The organism is Streptomyces sp. NPDC101219 (assembly GCF_044767675.1).
In the GTDB taxonomy this organism is placed as follows: domain Bacteria; phylum Actinomycetota; class Actinomycetes; order Streptomycetales; family Streptomycetaceae; genus Streptomyces.
Genome location: NZ_JBIWOK010000013.1, coordinates 198,472 through 213,322 on the forward strand (window position 1 = coordinate 198,472; position 14,851 = coordinate 213,322).

Sequence of the window (14,851 nt, forward strand, 5' to 3'; positions counted from 1 at the left end):
CCCGGGGCCCCGGGCGGAAACCGGCCCACGTTTGGCCGGGGCGGCCGGGGGGACGCGGAAGTCTCCCGAGGTACGCCGACAGCGCCGGAGGACCAACCGTGAGCCGAACCTCGAGCCGACCCCGCATCCTGATCGTCGGTGCGGGCTTCGCCGGGTACCGCACCGCGCAGACCCTGTCCCGGCTGGCCCGGGGCCGGGCCGAGATCACCCTGCTGAACCCGACCGACTACTTCCTCTACCTCCCGCTGCTGCCGCAGGTCGCGGCGGGCATCCTGGAGCCCCGCCGGGTCACCGTCTCCCTGTCCGGCACGCTGCCGCACGTCCGGCTGGTGCTGGGGGAGGCCGACCGCATCGACCTCGACGGGCGCACGGTGCACTACACCGGGCCGGAGGGCGACGGCGGCAGCCTGTCCTACGACCGGCTGGTGCTGGCCGCCGGCAGTGTCAACAAGCTGCTGCCCATCCCCGGTGTCGCCGAGCACGCGCACGGGTTCCGCGGCCTGCCGGAGGCGCTGTACCTGCGGGACCACGTGACCCGGCAGGTGGAGCTCGCGTCCGCCACCGACGACCCGGCCGAGTGCTCCAGCCGCTGCACCTTCGTCGTGGTCGGCGCCGGCTACACGGGCACCGAAGTCGCGGCGCACGGCAAGCTGTTCACCGACTCCCAGGTCCACAGGCACCCCATGCGCACCGGGATGCGGCCGCGCTGGATGCTGCTGGACATCGCCGACCGGGTCCTGCCCGAACTGGACGAACGGCTCTCCCGCACCGCCGACCGGGTGCTGCGCGAGCGCGGGGTGGACGTGCGGATGGGCACCTCCGTCAAGGAGGCGAAACCCGACGGCGTGCTGCTCACCGACGGCGAGTTCGTCGACACCCGGACGCTGGTGTGGTGCGTGGGGGTGCGGCCCGACCCGCTCGCCGAGTCCCTCGGCCTGCCCATGGAGCGCGGACGGCTGCTCGTCGACCCGCACCTGCAGGTGCCGGGACGTCCGGAGGTGTTCGCGTGCGGTGACGCGGCGGCCGTGCCGGACCTGGAGAAGCCGGGGCAGTACACCCCGATGACCGCGCAGCACGCCTGGCGGCAGGGCAAGGTCTGCGCGCAGAACATCGCCGCGTCCCTCGGCGACGGGGAGCGGCGCGCCTACCGGCACAAGGACCTGGGGTTCGTCGTGGACCTGGGCGGTGTCCAGGCCGCCGCCGACCCGCTGGGCGTGCCGCTGTCCGGGCCGGTGGCCGGGCTCGTGACCCGCGGCTACCACCTGGCGGCGATGCCGGGCAACCGGGTGCGGGTGGCCGCCGACTGGCTGCTGGACGCGGTGCTCCCCCGCCAGGCCGTCCAGCTGGGCCTCGTCCGGTCCTGGTCGGTGCCGCTGGACACGGCGTCCCCGGAGCTGGCCCGGATGCCCGGCCCGCCGGAACGCGGGCCGTCCGGCGAGAACGGCGGCACCGGCCGGCCCGCCGAGGACGGCGGGCGGCGCGACGCCGAGGACGCGTCCAGCGCGTCCGACGGGTCCGACGGGTCCGACGGGTCCGACGGGTCCGACGGGTCCGACGGGTCCGACGGGTCCGACGGGTCCGACGGGTCCGACGCGTCCTCCGGGGACCGGGCGGACGGCGGACCCGCGAAGGACCGGGCCGGTGACGAACCCGCGAAGAACCAGCCCGGTGGTGAGCCGGCGAAGAACCAGCCCGGCGGCGAACCCGCCAGGAACCAGCCGGGCGGTGTGCCCGCGAAGAACCAGCCCTCGCGGGCGGGCCCGGCCCACGACGCCCCCGGCCCCGTCAAACGCACCGACAACCCCGGCGACCGCGCCGAAGGAGACTCATGAACACCGGTGAACTCACCGAGCTCGGACAGCAGTTGCGTGTGGACAGCGTGCGCGCCGCGGCCGCCGCGGGCTCCGGGCATCCCACGTCCTCGATGTCCGCCGCCGACGTGATGGCCGTGCTGTTCGCCCACCACTTCCGGTACGACTTCGACCGCCCCGGCCACCCCGGCAACGACCGGCTCGTCCTCTCCAAGGGCCATGCCTCCCCGCTGATGTACGCCGCCTACAAGGCGGCCGGCGCCATCGACGACGACGAACTGCTCACCTTCCGCACGGCGGGCAGCCGCCTGGAGGGCCACCCCACGCCCCGGCAGCTGCCCTACGTGGAGACGGCCACCGGTTCGCTCGGCCAGGGCCTGCCGGTCGGCGTGGGGATCGCGCTGTCCGGGAAGCGGCTCGACCGGGCCGACTACCGGGTCTGGGTGCTGTGCGGGGACAGCGAGATGGCCGAGGGATCAATCTGGGAGGCCGCGGAACACGCCGCCCACGAGCACCTGGACAACCTGACCGTGATCGTGGACGTCAACCGGCTCGGTCAGCGCGGCCCCACCCGGCACGGCCACGACCTCGCCGCCTACGCCCGCCGCTTCCAGGCCTTCGGCTGGCACACCACCGAGGTGGACGGCCACGACGTGGACGCCCTCGACCGGGCCTTCGGGGAGGCCGTCTCGACCCTGGGCCGGCCGACCGCGATCCTCGCCCGCACCCTCAAGGGCAAGGGCGTCGCGGCGGTCGAGGACCGGGAGGGCCAGCACGGCAAGCCGCTGCCCGAGGCCGAGGACGCGATCGCCGAACTGGGCGGCCGCCGCGACCTGCGCGTACGGGTGCCCGAACCGCCCGAGACCCACGCCCCGCACGCCGTGCCCACCGGTGAGGCGGCGCTGCCCCGCTGGGACCGGGGCGAGGAGGTGGCGACCCGGAACGCCTTCGGTGAGGCCCTCACGGCTCTCGGCACCGCGCGCGCCGACGTCGTGGCCCTCGACGGCGAGGTCGGCGACTCCACCCGCGCGGAGTTCTTCGCCAAGGAGCACCCCGAGCGCTACTTCGAGTGCTACATCGCCGAGCAGCAGATGGTGGCCACCGCGGTCGGGATGGCCTCCCGGGGCTGGGTGCCGTACGCGTCCACCTTCGCCGCGTTCCTGACCCGCGCCCACGACTTCATCCGGATGGCGTCGGTCAGCGGCTCCTGCCTGAACCTGGTCGGCTCCCACGCGGGCGTCGCCATCGGGCAGGACGGGCCGAGCCAGATGGGCCTGGAGGACCTGGCGATGATGCGGGCGGTCCACGGTTCGACCGTGCTGTACCCGTGCGACGCCAACCAGACGGCCCGGCTGGTGGCCGCGATGGCGGGCCTCAACGGCATCCGCTACCTGCGCACGTCGCGCGGGGAGAGCGCGGTGATCTACGGGCCGGACGAGGAGTTCCCGGTCGGCGGCAGCAAGGTGCTGCGTGCGTCGGACCGGGACCGGCTCACCCTGGTCGGGGCCGGGGTGACGGTGCCCGAGGCACTGAGCGCGGCGGACGCGCTGCAGGAGGAGGGCATCGCGGTCCGGGTGATCGACCTGTACTCGCTCAAGCCGGTCGACCGCGACACCCTGCGCCGGGCCGCCGAGGACACCGGCTGCCTGGTCACCGTGGAGGACCACCACCCGGAGGGCGGGCTCGGCGACGCCGTAGCGGAGGCCTTCGCCGACGGGAGCCCCGTGCCGCGCCTGGTCCGGCTCGCGGTGCGCGACATGCCCGGGTCGGCGTCCCCCGAGGAGCAGCTGCGGGCCGCCGGCATCGACGCGGGGTCGATCGCGGCGGCCGGGCGGCTGCTGGTGGAGGAGGCGATCGTGCCGTGAGCGACGGCGGGGGCTCGGCGCGCACGGTCCGGGCCGGCCGCCGCAGCGTGCGGATCCGCCGGCCGGACAAGGTGTTCTTCCCCGGCGGGCGGGGCACCCCGGAGTACACCAAGGGCGATCTGGCCGACTACCACCGGGCCGTCGCGCCGTACCTGCTGCCCCACGTGCGGGGCCGCCCCCTGATGCTGGACCGGCGTCCGGACGGCATCGACGGGCCGGCCTTCATGCAGAAGAACACCCCTGAGCACTACCCGGAGTGGATCACCCGGGTCGAGGTCGGCAAGGAGGGCGGCACGGTCACGCACACCGTGTGCGACGACACCGCGACGCTGCTCCACCTCGTCGACCAGGCGGCCGTCACCCTGCACCGCTGGCTGTCCCGGGCCGGCCCGTCCCGCTCCCGGCAGGGCAGGGACGGCGCCGACCCCCTGGAGCGGCCCGACCGGCTGGTCTTCGACCTCGACCCCTCCGGGGAGGGCCGGGACGCCTTCCAGACGGTGCGGTGGACCGCGCGGGTGCTGGGGGAGCTGCTCGACGAGCTGCGCCTGCCGTCCGCCCTGATGACCACCGGCTCGCGCGGTCTGCACGTCATCGTGCCGCTGGACCGCGGGCAGGGCTTCGACGCGGTGCGCGCCTTCGCCCGCGACGTCGCCGACACCCTGGCCGCCGCCCATCCCGACCGCCTCACCACCGCGGCCCGCAAGAAGGACCGCGGCGACCGGCTCTACCTCGACGTCCAGCGCAACGCCTACGCGCAGACCGCGGTCGCCCCCTGGACCGTGCGCGCCCTCCCCGGTGCCCCCGTCGCGGCTCCCGTGCCCTGGGAGCAGCTGGACGACCCGGAGCTGCACGCCCGCCGCTGGACCGTCGCCGACGCCGTCGAACACGCCCGCACCGACCCCTGGGGCGGGCTGCTGCGCCGCGGCCGTGCCCTGGGCCCTGCCCGCCGCAGACTCGACGCCCTGCGCGGCTGGCCCGCGGCCCGTCCGGCGGGCTCCGGCCGTGAACGGAACGTGCCCGCCCGGTGACCGGAACCGCGACCCGGGTGTGGCAATCGGGTGAGCCGGTGGAGGTTTGACGAACTGACTTGCGGCCACACGGAGGGGGAGGTGGCCATGTCGAACGAGAACACCGAGGAACCACAGAGTTCCCGCGAAACCCAGGAACCCCAGGAAGACCAGGAGACGCAGGAACCCCGTAAGAAGTCCCCGGCCCCGCGGAGAACCCGGAAGACCGGGACGACGGCCCGGAAATCCGGGGAGTCCGGCGGATCGGGGCAGACCGGAAAGCCGACGGAGACCAGCACGCAGACCCGGCAGATGGGCCCGATGGAGGTGCTGCGCCAGGCGCGCGGACAGCTGGCGGAGCTCACCGGCCGGGAAGCCGAGTCCGTGTCGTCCTTCGAGCGGACGGAGCAGGGCTGGGCACTGGAGATCGAAGTGCTCGAACTGGAGCGCGTGCCCGACACGATGAGCCTGATGGCGAGCTACCAGGTGGAGCTGGACCACGAAGGTCTGCTCACCGGTTACCGCCGCGTCCGGCGCTACGAGCGAGGACGTTCCGACGCACGCAGGGGCGGCGGCCGCTAGGCCGCCCGACCGGACCCACATATCTACCGAGGAGGATAAGCCGCACATGACAGTCGTACCGGCACAGCAATCCGGTGGCGGAGGCGGCAGCAGCGGCCTCTACGACGTACTCGAGCTCGTACTCGACAGGGGGCTCGTCATCGACGCATTCGTGCGCGTGTCCCTGGTCGGCATCGAGATCCTCAAGATCGACGTGCGGGTCGTCGTCGCCAGCGTGGACACCTATCTGCGGTTCGCGGAGGCGTGCAACCGCCTCGACCTGGAGGCCGGGCCCCGCAAGGACCCGGGTCTGCCCGATCTGGTCGGCGAGATGACCGAGTCGGGAGCCCGCGGGAAGTCCAAGGGGGCGCTGTCCGGCGCCGCCGAGACCATCTCGGACGCCTTCAAGCAGGCCCGGGGTGAGTCGGAGGAGGAGACCGAGTCCCGCCCCCGCGCCCGTAAGAGCACCTCCTCGCGCCGGAAGGAGGAGCAGTGAGCACCTACGTCTACGGCATCACGGCGAGCTCGCACCCCGCGCTGCCCGAGGGCATGGGCGGCGTCGGCGACCCGTCGCGCCCCGTGCGACTGCTGACGGTGGGCTCCCTGACGGCTCTCGTCAGTGACGCCCCCGAGGGGCTGCGTCCCAAGCGGCGGGAGCTGCTCGCCCACCAGAACGTGCTCAGCGAGACCGGCGCCGCCGGCTGTGTGCTGCCGATGCGCTTCGGCTCGGTCGCCGAGGACGACGAGTCGGTGACGGCGGTGCTCGCCGAGCGCGCCGACCACTACGAGGAGCGCCTGCGCGCCCTGGACGGCCGCGTCGAGTACAACGTCAAGGCCAACCATGTCGAAGAGGCAGTCCTGCACCACGTGATGGCCGGCAACCCGGAGATCCGCGCCCTCGCCGAGGCCAACCGCCAGTCCGGCGGAGGCAGTTACGAGGACAAGATCCACCTGGGCGAGATGGTCGCCGGTGCGGTGCAGGCCCAGGAGGCGGAGGACGGTGCCGCCGTGCAGAGGGCCCTGGAACCGGCCGCGGACGCGGTCAGCGTGGGCCCGGAGTCCTCCGGCTGGCTCGCCAACGTCTCCTTCCTCGTGAAGCGGGACTCGGCGGAGAACTTCCTGTCCGCAGTGGAGCAGCTGCGCAAGGACATGCCCCACCTGGAGGTGCGGCTGAACGGCCCGCTGCCCCCGTACAGCTTCGTCGAGCCCGGACCGGCCGAACCGGCGGCCAGCACGGCGGGCGGGGCGGACGCCGGAGCGGGGTGACGTCATGGGTCTGATCTCGGAGGTCCTGCTGCTGCCGTTCGCCCCGGTGCGCGGCAGCGGCTGGGCCATCCGGCAGGTGCTCCGGGAAGCGGAGCGCATCTACTACGACCCTGCCACGATCCGTGCAGAACTGGCCCGGCTCGAAGAGCAGTTGGAGGCCGGAGAGATCACCGAGGAGGAGTTCGACCGGCAGGAGGACGAACTCCTCGACCGGCTGGAGACCGCAACGCGCACAGGCGCGGGTACAGGGGACGGGACGGCACCACAATGAATCGAACGGGACTCGGCCTCGCGATAGGGGCCGGCTACCTTCTCGGCCGGACGAAGAAGCTGAAGATGGCGCTGGCCGTCGGCGGACTCGTGGCCGGGAAGAAACTCAACCTCAGCCCGAAGATGGTCGGGGAGCTGGTGTCCCAGCAGCTGCGGAACAACCCGCAGTTCAAGGAGATCGGTGACCAGCTGCGCGGCGATCTGCGCGGGGTCGGCAAGGCCGCCTCCGGTGCGATGATCGAGCGGCAGCTCGACTCGCTCGCCGACCGGCTGCACGGCCGGACCGCGCAGATGCGCGACCAGCTCGCGGGCGGCGGCGCCACGGACCGGGGCGAAGACGAGGACGAGGACGCCCGCGACGAGGCGGACGAACCCGAGGACGACCTCGACGACGCCGACGACACGGACGACACCCGCGGCACCCGCGACGACGAGGACGAGGGCGAGGACGAACCGGAGCGGGAGGAACGGGCTCCCGCGCGGGCCAGGAAGTCCGAGCCCGCCAAGAAGGCCGCCAAGAAGGCGCCGGCGAAGAGGGCGCCCGCGAAGAAGGCGGCGCCGGCGAAGAAGGCCGCCAAGAAGACCGCAGCCAAGAAGACCTCGGCCGCGGCGCGCGGTGCCCGCTCCCGCTCGCGGAAGGGAGGCGGTGAGGGATGAGCGACACACTCGGCTCGGCCACCGGCGCGGGACGCGACGGGGAGAAGCAGAACCCGCTCGCCGATCTCGCCCACAGCGAGGCCGCCGACCGCCTCAAGGCCGAGGTGCAGGAGTACCTCGCGGCCCAGGCCACCCGCCTGCTGACCGGAGTCGGCACCAAGCTGGGGGAGACCACCAACAAGCTGAACGACATCGCCGAGGGCAACAGCCCCGGCTTCGCCCGGCTCGCACTCGACGGAGGCCGCAAGATCGCCGAGGGCAAGAGCCCCCTGCGCAGCGCCGTCGAGGTGGGCGCCTCCCGTGCCAAGGACAACGTCATGGGCGCACTCAAGGGACTCGGCGGCGGAGGGAAGAGCAAGCGCAAGCGCTCCGCCGGCAAGAAGCCCACCGTCATCATGGAGCAGATCGACATCGGGGTGCCGGTCCGCACCGCCTACGACCAGTGGACGCAGTACCAGGACTTCAGCACCTTCGCCAAGGGCGTCAAGAGTGCCAACAAGTCCGACGACACCACCTCGGACTGGCAGGCCAAGGTCTGGTGGTCCAACCGCAGCTGGAAGGCGCAGACAACCGAGCAGGTCCCCGACGACCGCATCGCGTGGACCTCGGAGGGCGCCAAGGGCACGACGAAGGGCGTCGTCTCCTTCCACTCCCTCGGCGAGAACCTCACGCGGGTGCTGCTGGTCATCGAGTACTACCCCTCGGGCTTCTTCGAGAAGACCGGCAACATCTGGCGCGCCCAGGGCCGCCGGGCCCGGCTCGACCTGAAGAACTTCGCCCGCTTCATCACCATCAAGGGCGAGGCGGAGGACAGCTGGCGCGGAGAGATCCGCGACGGCGAGGTCGTGCAGAGCCACGAGGACGCGGTCGCCGAGGAGGAACAGGAGCAGGACGAGACCTCCGGCGACGAGGGCGACGGCGAGGGCGGACCCGAGGACGAGGCGGAGGACGAGGGCGAAGCCCGGGCCGAGGACGAGACCGACGACGCCGACGAGGAGTACGAGGACGAGCCCGACGACGAGTCCGCGCGGGACGAGGAACCCGGGGACGAGCCGGAGGACGAGCCGGCCGACGAGTACGACGACGAGTACGAGGACGACGAGGAGTACGACGAGCCGGAGGCGGAGGACACCTACGAGGACGAGGCCGAGGACGAGTACGCCGAGGGCGGGAGCCGGCGATGACCACCCCCCGTCGGGCACCCGACCCGTACTACGGGCAGGGCAGCGGAGCCAATCTGGCCGACATCCTGGAACGGGTGCTCGACAAGGGGATCGTCATCGCGGGTGACATCCGCATCAATCTGCTCGACATCGAACTGCTCACCATCAAGCTGCGCCTCATCGTGGCCTCGGTCGACAAGGCGAAGGAGATGGGCATCGACTGGTGGGAGACCGACCCGGCACTGTCCTCGCGTGCCCGGCGCGACGAACTGGCCCGGGAGAACGCCGAGTTGCGTGAGCGACTGGCCCGGCTGGAGGAGCTGGAGCCCCGTCGCGCCCAGGAGGAGGCCCCGTGACCGGACTGCGGTACGTCTACGCCGTCTGCCGGCCCTTCGGCACCCCGCTCCAGGCCCAGCTGACCGGGGTGGCCGGCGCGCCGCCCCGGCTGCTGGGCCACCACGGCCTGGTGGCCGTCGTCAGCCATGTGCCGGAGGCCGACTTCGCCGAGGAACCGCTGCACGCGCACCTCGAGGACCTGGACTGGCTCACCGCGGTCGCCCGCGCCCACCAGGGCGTCATCGACGCGCTGACCACCGTCACCACCCCGCTGCCGCTGCGGCTGGGAACCGTGTTCCGCGACGACAGCGGCGTCCGCACGATGATGGAGACCCGCGAGGAGGGCTTCCTGCGCACCCTGGACCGGCTGGAGGGCCGGGTGGAGTGGGGCGTCAAGGTGTACGTGGAGGACGAACCGCCGCCGGCGCCGGCCGAGCCCGCGCCGAAGCCCGCCTCGGGCCGGGACTATCTGCGGCAGCGCCGCATGCAGACGAAATCCCGGGAGGACCGGTGGGGAAAGGCCGAGACCTTCGCGGCCCGGCTGCACGAGACACTGCGGGAACACGCCGAGGACTCCCGGCTGCACGCACCGCAGAATCCCACCCTCTCCGGCGCCTCCGGGCGGAATGTGCTCAACGCGGCCTATCTGGTTCCGCGCGCACAGTCCGAGGCGTTCGTGGAAAGGGTGGAAAGGACGAAGGACGGTATGCCGGGAATTCGCGTGGAACTCACCGGACCGTGGGCCGCCTATTCGTTCGCCGGTGAGGAATCCACCGTGGGGGAGGGGTCGTGACCGTCGTCGAACACCGGGAGATCGCCCTGGTGGACCTGCTCGACCGGCTGCTGGCCGGCGGGGTCGTCATCACCGGCGACATCACCCTGCGCATCGCGGACGTGGATCTCGTCCGGATCGATCTGAACGCGCTCATCAGCTCGGTCAACGAGAACGTCCCGTCACCCTTCCAGGAGCTGCGGTGACCGGCCGTCCGCACGACGAGCACCCCGACGGGCGGCCGCATCGCGGCCGCCGTCACCGGGTGGACCTGGAACCCGACACGGTCGAGCGGGACCTCGTCAAACTCGTGCTCACCGTAGTGGAGTTGCTGCGCCAGCTCATGGAGCGCCAGGCGCTGCGCCGCTTCGACGTCGGGGACCTGACCGAGGAGCAGGAGGAGCGCGTCGGGCTCACCCTGATGCTTCTGGAGGAGCGCATGACGGAACTGCGCGAGCGCTACGGACTGCGGCCCGAGGACCTGAATCTGGACCTCGGGCCGCTGGGACCGCTGCTGCCCCGGGACTGACGCCCCGGGGCACCTCACCGGCGGGTCACCACCGGTACCAGCGGCCCCTGCCTCCGCCCGCCGTGGTGCTGCGCATCACGAATCCCAGCAGCCAGACGACCAGCACCGCCACCGCTATCCACCAAAGAGCCTTTACCGCGAATCCCGCACCGAAAAGGATGAGGGCCAGAAGCAGTACGAGCAGAATCGGAACCATAGTGTCAACCTCCTGACACTCTGATTGCCCCTAATTCTGGTTTCAGGCTTCCTTGCGGCAAAGAATTTCGCCGTGCAGCACACTGAACCATCCGTCGTCCCGAGCGCCCCATTCCCGCCAGGCGTCCGCCACCGCCCGCAGCCCGGCACGGGTGGTGAATCCGCCGTCGACGGCCCGCTCCGCATAGGACGACGCCACGGTGCGGTCCGCCCACAGGCCGCTCCACCACGCCCGCTCGTCCGCCGTCGAGAAGGTCCAGGTGGACGAGGTGGCCCGCACATCGGTCCACCCGGCCGCCAGGGCCCAGGACTTCAGCCGCCGCCCGGCATCCGGCTCGCCCCCGTTGGCACGGGCCACCCGGCGGTACAGGTACAGCCAGTCGTCCAGGCCGGGGGACGCCGGGTACCAGGTCATGGCGGCGTAGTCGGAGTCCCGCACGGCGATCAGCCCGCCCGGCCGCGTCACCCGCCGCATCTCCCGCAGGGCGCCCACCGGATCGCCGACGTGCTGGAGCACCTGGTGGGCGTGGACCACACAGAACGTGTCGTCGGGGAAGCCCAGCGCGTGCACGTCGCCGACCGTGAAGTCGACGGCGGTCAGGTCCCGCTGACGGGCCGTCGCCCGCGCCTGCGCCAGGATCCCGGGGGCCCGGTCCAGGCCCGTGACGTGACCGCCGGGAACCCGCTCCGCCAGGTCGGCGGTGATGGTGCCGGGCCCGCAGCCCACGTCCAGGATCCGCATGCCGGGCTCCAGCGCGCCGAGCAGGTATCCGGCGGAGTTCTCGGCCGTGCGCCAGGTGTGCGACCTGAGGACCGACTCGTGGTGCCCGTGCGTGTAGACGGCGCTGTCCCGCGGTGCGGACATGGTGCTCCCACCCCTCCCGTGTCGTGGTGACGGCCCTCACGCTACGCCGAAGCGCCATCATGTGAGACCGGCGTCTTGCCATGCGGACGGAGGGGATGGTGCCCCCGGCTCGGAGGACCGGCCCGTAAAGCGTTTGTCACCTGCCCGCACTCCCCGGACAATCGCGTCCATGGGTCATCTGGAAGCCGCGCACCTGGAGTACTGCCTCCCCGACGGGAGGCCGCTGCTCGGCGACGTCTCCTTCCGCGTCGGGGAGGGCGCAGTCATGGCCCTCGTGGGTCCCAACGGGGCGGGCAAGACGACCCTGCTCCGGCTGCTGGCCGGTGAGCTGAAGCCGCACGGCGGATCCGTCAGCGTCTCGGGCGGGCTCGGCGTCATGCGTCAGTTCGTCGGTTCCGTGCGGGACGACAGCACCGTCCGCGACCTCCTCGTCTCGGTCGCCACGCCCCGCATCCGCGAGGCGGCCCGCGCCGTGGACCGGGCCGAACACGCGATCATGACCGTCGACGACGAGGCCGCCCAGCTCGCCTACGCCCAGGCCCTCGCCGACTGGGCGGAGGCCCGCGGCTACGAGGCGGAGACGCTGTGGGACATGTGCACGATGGCGGCGCTCGGCGTGCCCTACGAGAAGGCGCAGTGGCGTCAGGTGCGCACCCTCTCCGGCGGTGAGCAGAAACGCCTCGTGCTGGAGGCCCTGCTGCGCGGCACCGACCAGGTCCTGCTCCTCGACGAGCCCGACAACTACCTCGACGTGCCCGGCAAGCGGTGGCTGGAGGGGCGGCTGGAGGAGACCCGCAAGACCGTGCTGTTCGTGTCCCACGACCGCGAACTCCTCGCCCGCACCGCCCAGCGCGTCGTCTCCCTGGAACCGAGCCCCACCGGCGCCGACGCCTGGGTGCACGGCGGCGGCTTCGCCACGTACCACGAGGCCCGCCGGGAACGCTTCGCCCGCTTCGAGGAGCTCCGCCGGCGCTGGGACGAGAAGCACGCCCAGCTGAAGAAGCTGGTGCTGAACCTCCGTCAGGCGGCGTCCGTCAGCCCCGACATGGCCTCCCGGTACCAGGCGGCCCAGACCAGGCTGCGCAAGTTCGAGGAGGCCGGCCCGCCGCCGGAGCCGCCGCGCGAGCAGGACATCACCATGCGCCTGAAGGGCGGCCGTACCGGTGTCCGCGCGGTGACCTGCGCACGGCTGGAGCTGACCGGCCTGATGCGGCCCTTCGACCTGGAGGTGTTCTACGGCGAGCGGGTCGCCGTGCTCGGCTCCAACGGCTCCGGCAAGTCGCACTTCCTGCGCCTGCTCGCCGGCGACGACGTCCGCCACACCGGCGACTGGCGGCTCGGCGCCCGCGTCGTGCCCGGGCACTTCGCCCAGACGCACGCGCACCCCGAGCTGGAGGGCCGCACCCTGCTGGACATCCTCTGGAAGGAGCACGCCCAGGACCGGGGGGCCGCCATGTCCCGGCTGCGCCGCTACGAACTCACCGGCCAGGCCGAGCAGACCTTCGACCGGCTGTCCGGCGGCCAGCAGGCCCGCTTCCAGATCCTCCTGCTGGAACTCCAGGGCGTCACCGCCCTGCTCCTCGACGAGCCGACGGACAACCTCGACCTGGAGTCGGCGGAGGCGCTCCAGGAGGGCCTGGAGTCCTTCGAGGGCACGGTCGTGGCCGTCACCCACGACCGCTGGTTCGCCCGCTCCTTCGACCGGTTCCTGGTCTTCGGCAGCGACGGCCGGGTCCGGGAGACACCGGAACCCGTCTGGGACGAACGCCGGGTGGAACGCGCCCGCTGAGCGGCGCCGGACCCGAGGAAGCCCCCGCGGCCCGACGGCCGCGGGGGCTCCCTCCTGCTCACCGGGCCCACCGTGGCCACGGTGGGCACCGGATCATTTCCAGCGGAGCAGGGCTCCCAGTCCGCCGACCGGGGCGTCGTCGCCTGCCGCCCGGTCCGGCGCGTCACCGGTGCCGCCGGAGTCCCGGTCCGTGTTCAGGTCGCCCTGCGTGCTGCGGTCCAGATCCGCCCCCACGACCAGCGCGGACGCGTCCGTCATCGCCGCCGACCGGATCAGCGCGTCATCCGCCCGCGCCGACCAGGACCGCTGCTCGCCCAGGATCTTCAGATCGGTGCGCCGCACCGCGACCTGGTCGGGGTCCTCACCGATCCACACCTCGCGGTGCGCGTCGGGCCCGTCAGGGCGGATGAGCAGCTCGTCGATGCGGTGCTCGCGCGCCGCCTCGACCAGCGCGGGGACCCCCTCGACGGCCGCCGCCCGGCCCGCGTCGTCCGGCGCCCGCGCGGCCAGGAACCGTTCCAGTTCCGCCGCCTCCCGCTCCCGGACGTGCGCGGTGCGGATCCGCTCCACGTCCTCGTCCAGCAGCCGGGAGCCGCTGCCGTGCGGTGCGTCCACCACCAGACCGTGCAGCCGCTGCGGCAGCCGCTCGTGCACCGCCCGCCGCTCACGGTCGTCCCCCACCAGGATCAGCAGGTCGGCACCGGTCTCCTCCTGGCACACGGCGAGCGCGTCGGCGATCTCCGCCGCGTTGTGCTCCCAGGTGTTCTCCACCCGCAGCTGGAAGTGCCGCTCCGACCAGTCGGCGGACGCCGTGCGGTGCACCGGCCACTGGCGCCCGGTGACCCCGCCGGCGTCGTCCCGGCCGAGCACGCTGCGCAGCTCGAAGTCCGCGCCCTTGCGGTCGACGTAGGCCACCACCGCCATGGGGTCCTCGCCCAGCAGCTCCAGCAGCGGCGCGACCCGGGGCAGCGGCGCCCACCGTGCCCAGTCACCGCCGTGCGGCGGACGCGCGAGCGGCGCCTCCAGCACCACCTCACCGTCCCGGGCGAACAGCACCCGGCCGTCCGGTCCGGGGGAGGGCGGCGCACCGTCGACCGCGTCGAGCACGGCCCGGCACGTCGCCTCGTCCGCACCCTGCTCGGTCAGCTCCCGGGCCATCGCCCGGGCCGTCAGGTGCCGCTGGTGCGCCGTGTCCTCGGAGTGCCGGGAGGTGTCGACGTACACCGAGGCCCAGGGGCCCGGACGTTCGTAGAGTGGGTGCAGAAACGCGAGATCCATGGGGTCCCTCCCGGAAACCGCTCGGGGTAGTGCTTGTGCTGACCGGGCGGGTACCCGGGGACCATGAACGAACACGACGAGCGGGGCACCACGATGACCGGAGTCGAGCCGGACCGCCTGGACGACCAGCAGCTCATGAAGGAGCTGGAGACGATCCACCGCACGCGTCACGACACGCTGCTGTACGGCTCCGACGACGCGCTGCGCACCCACAACGAGCGCATGGCCCAGCTGGAGGGCGAGTATCTGCGCCGCAACCCGCACCGTCCGGTGGCCGCCGGCCGCACCCGCGAGGGCGCCCGCGAACGCACCGGTTCGGACACGGCGACACCGTCCGCCCCGGGCACCTGACCCGGCCGGACGGTCACGCCCGCCGGTCTTCCGGTGCGCGCGGGGGGTGCCTCTATGTCTTTCGTCAAGCTGCGAGGGGGCTTCTCGGTTCGTAGAAGGTTCCGTCGCGGAGCATGGCGAACAGGACGCTGATGCG

At 72.7% G+C, this 14,851-nt stretch carries 18 protein-coding genes; 15 read left to right on the forward strand and 3 right to left on the reverse strand.

The features are described 5' to 3' along the window. Nucleotides 1-98 precede the first annotated feature (98 nt). The 13 genes from ACIRPP_RS24995 (at nt 99) to ACIRPP_RS25055 (ending at nt 10,237) form a co-directional block, all read left to right on the forward strand. A complete protein-coding gene (locus ACIRPP_RS24995) occupies nt 99-1,832 on the forward strand; it encodes an NAD(P)/FAD-dependent oxidoreductase (protein ID WP_403646798.1) in 1,734 nt (577 codons plus the stop codon). Then, the gene (locus tag ACIRPP_RS25000; RefSeq protein ID WP_403646801.1) at nt 1,829-3,676 is read left to right on the forward strand and encodes a transketolase; all 1,848 of its coding nucleotides are present in this window, start codon (nt 1,829-1,831) and stop codon (nt 3,674-3,676) included. Before ACIRPP_RS24995 ends, ACIRPP_RS25000 begins: the two co-directional genes overlap by 4 nt. Further along, nucleotides 3,673-4,704, forward strand: a complete 1,032-nt coding sequence (gene ligD / locus ACIRPP_RS25005) for a non-homologous end-joining DNA ligase (protein ID WP_403646804.1) — start codon at nt 3,673-3,675, stop codon at nt 4,702-4,704. Before ACIRPP_RS25000 ends, ligD begins: the two co-directional genes overlap by 4 nt. Before the next feature lie 87 nt (nt 4,705-4,791). Next, nucleotides 4,792-5,265 carry a gas vesicle protein gene (locus tag ACIRPP_RS25010; RefSeq protein ID WP_403646807.1) on the forward strand — a complete coding sequence of 158 codons (474 nt, stop codon included), beginning with the start codon at nt 4,792-4,794 and terminating at the stop codon, nt 5,263-5,265. A 46-nt stretch (nt 5,266-5,311) separates the two neighbouring features. Continuing rightward, the gene (locus tag ACIRPP_RS25015; RefSeq protein ID WP_164338043.1) at nt 5,312-5,740 is read left to right on the forward strand and encodes a gas vesicle structural protein GvpA; all 429 of its coding nucleotides are present in this window, start codon (nt 5,312-5,314) and stop codon (nt 5,738-5,740) included. After that, entirely contained in the window at nt 5,737-6,510 is a 774-nt protein-coding gene (locus tag ACIRPP_RS25020; protein WP_403646811.1) for a GvpL/GvpF family gas vesicle protein, read from the forward strand. Before ACIRPP_RS25015 ends, ACIRPP_RS25020 begins: the two co-directional genes overlap by 4 nt. 4 nt (nt 6,511-6,514) lie before the next feature. Then, on the forward strand, nt 6,515-6,781 hold the full coding sequence (locus ACIRPP_RS25025; RefSeq protein ID WP_164338045.1) for a gas vesicle protein GvpG: 267 nt from the start codon (nt 6,515-6,517) through the stop codon (nt 6,779-6,781). Next, nucleotides 6,778-7,437, forward strand: a complete 660-nt coding sequence (locus ACIRPP_RS25030; RefSeq protein WP_403646813.1) for a DNA primase — start codon at nt 6,778-6,780, stop codon at nt 7,435-7,437. Before ACIRPP_RS25025 ends, ACIRPP_RS25030 begins: the two co-directional genes overlap by 4 nt. Then, nucleotides 7,434-8,621: an SRPBCC family protein gene (locus ACIRPP_RS25035; protein WP_403646816.1), complete on the forward strand. Its 1,188-nt coding sequence runs from the start codon at nt 7,434-7,436 to the stop codon at nt 8,619-8,621. Before ACIRPP_RS25030 ends, ACIRPP_RS25035 begins: the two co-directional genes overlap by 4 nt. Beyond that, on the forward strand, nt 8,618-8,956 hold the full coding sequence (locus ACIRPP_RS25040; protein ID WP_403646819.1) for a gas vesicle protein: 339 nt from the start codon (nt 8,618-8,620) through the stop codon (nt 8,954-8,956). The genes ACIRPP_RS25035 and ACIRPP_RS25040 overlap by 4 nt, the downstream gene beginning before the upstream one ends. Further along, a complete protein-coding gene (locus ACIRPP_RS25045) occupies nt 8,953-9,729 on the forward strand; it encodes a GvpL/GvpF family gas vesicle protein (protein ID WP_403646821.1) in 777 nt (258 codons plus the stop codon). The genes ACIRPP_RS25040 and ACIRPP_RS25045 overlap by 4 nt, the downstream gene beginning before the upstream one ends. Further along, entirely contained in the window at nt 9,726-9,914 is a 189-nt protein-coding gene (locus ACIRPP_RS25050) for a gas vesicle protein (protein ID WP_403646823.1), read from the forward strand. Before ACIRPP_RS25045 ends, ACIRPP_RS25050 begins: the two co-directional genes overlap by 4 nt. Further along, nucleotides 9,911-10,237, forward strand: a complete 327-nt coding sequence (locus tag ACIRPP_RS25055) for a gas vesicle protein K (protein WP_403646825.1) — start codon at nt 9,911-9,913, stop codon at nt 10,235-10,237. Before ACIRPP_RS25050 ends, ACIRPP_RS25055 begins: the two co-directional genes overlap by 4 nt. A 25-nt stretch (nt 10,238-10,262) precedes the next feature. Here the strand turns inward: ACIRPP_RS25055 and ACIRPP_RS25060 are convergent, their stop codons facing one another. Together ACIRPP_RS25060 and ACIRPP_RS25065 are read right to left on the reverse strand one after the other, a co-directional pair. Then, the gene (locus ACIRPP_RS25060; RefSeq protein WP_164338052.1) at nt 10,263-10,433 is read right to left on the reverse strand and encodes a hydrophobic protein; all 171 of its coding nucleotides are present in this window, start codon (nt 10,431-10,433) and stop codon (nt 10,263-10,265) included. A gap of 42 nt (nt 10,434-10,475) precedes the next feature. Then, nucleotides 10,476-11,297, reverse strand: coding sequence for a class I SAM-dependent methyltransferase (locus tag ACIRPP_RS25065; protein ID WP_403646827.1), 822 nt, complete (start codon nt 11,295-11,297; stop codon nt 10,476-10,478). 169 nt (nt 11,298-11,466) lie between these two features. On the opposite strand from ACIRPP_RS25065, the gene ACIRPP_RS25070 reads away from it, so the two are divergent. After that, nucleotides 11,467-13,086: an ABC-F family ATP-binding cassette domain-containing protein gene (locus tag ACIRPP_RS25070; RefSeq protein WP_403646830.1), complete on the forward strand. Its 1,620-nt coding sequence runs from the start codon at nt 11,467-11,469 to the stop codon at nt 13,084-13,086. A 93-nt stretch (nt 13,087-13,179) separates the two neighbouring features. On the opposite strand, the gene ACIRPP_RS25075 is transcribed toward ACIRPP_RS25070, so the two are convergent. Next, entirely contained in the window at nt 13,180-14,364 is a 1,185-nt protein-coding gene (locus ACIRPP_RS25075) for a Vms1/Ankzf1 family peptidyl-tRNA hydrolase (protein WP_403646832.1), read from the reverse strand. 63 nt (nt 14,365-14,427) lie between these two features. Between ACIRPP_RS25075 and ACIRPP_RS25080 the strand changes: the two genes are divergently transcribed. Then, the gene (locus ACIRPP_RS25080) at nt 14,428-14,715 is read left to right on the forward strand and encodes a DUF6158 family protein (protein WP_403646834.1); all 288 of its coding nucleotides are present in this window, start codon (nt 14,428-14,430) and stop codon (nt 14,713-14,715) included. Nucleotides 14,716-14,851: the final 136 nt, after the last annotated feature.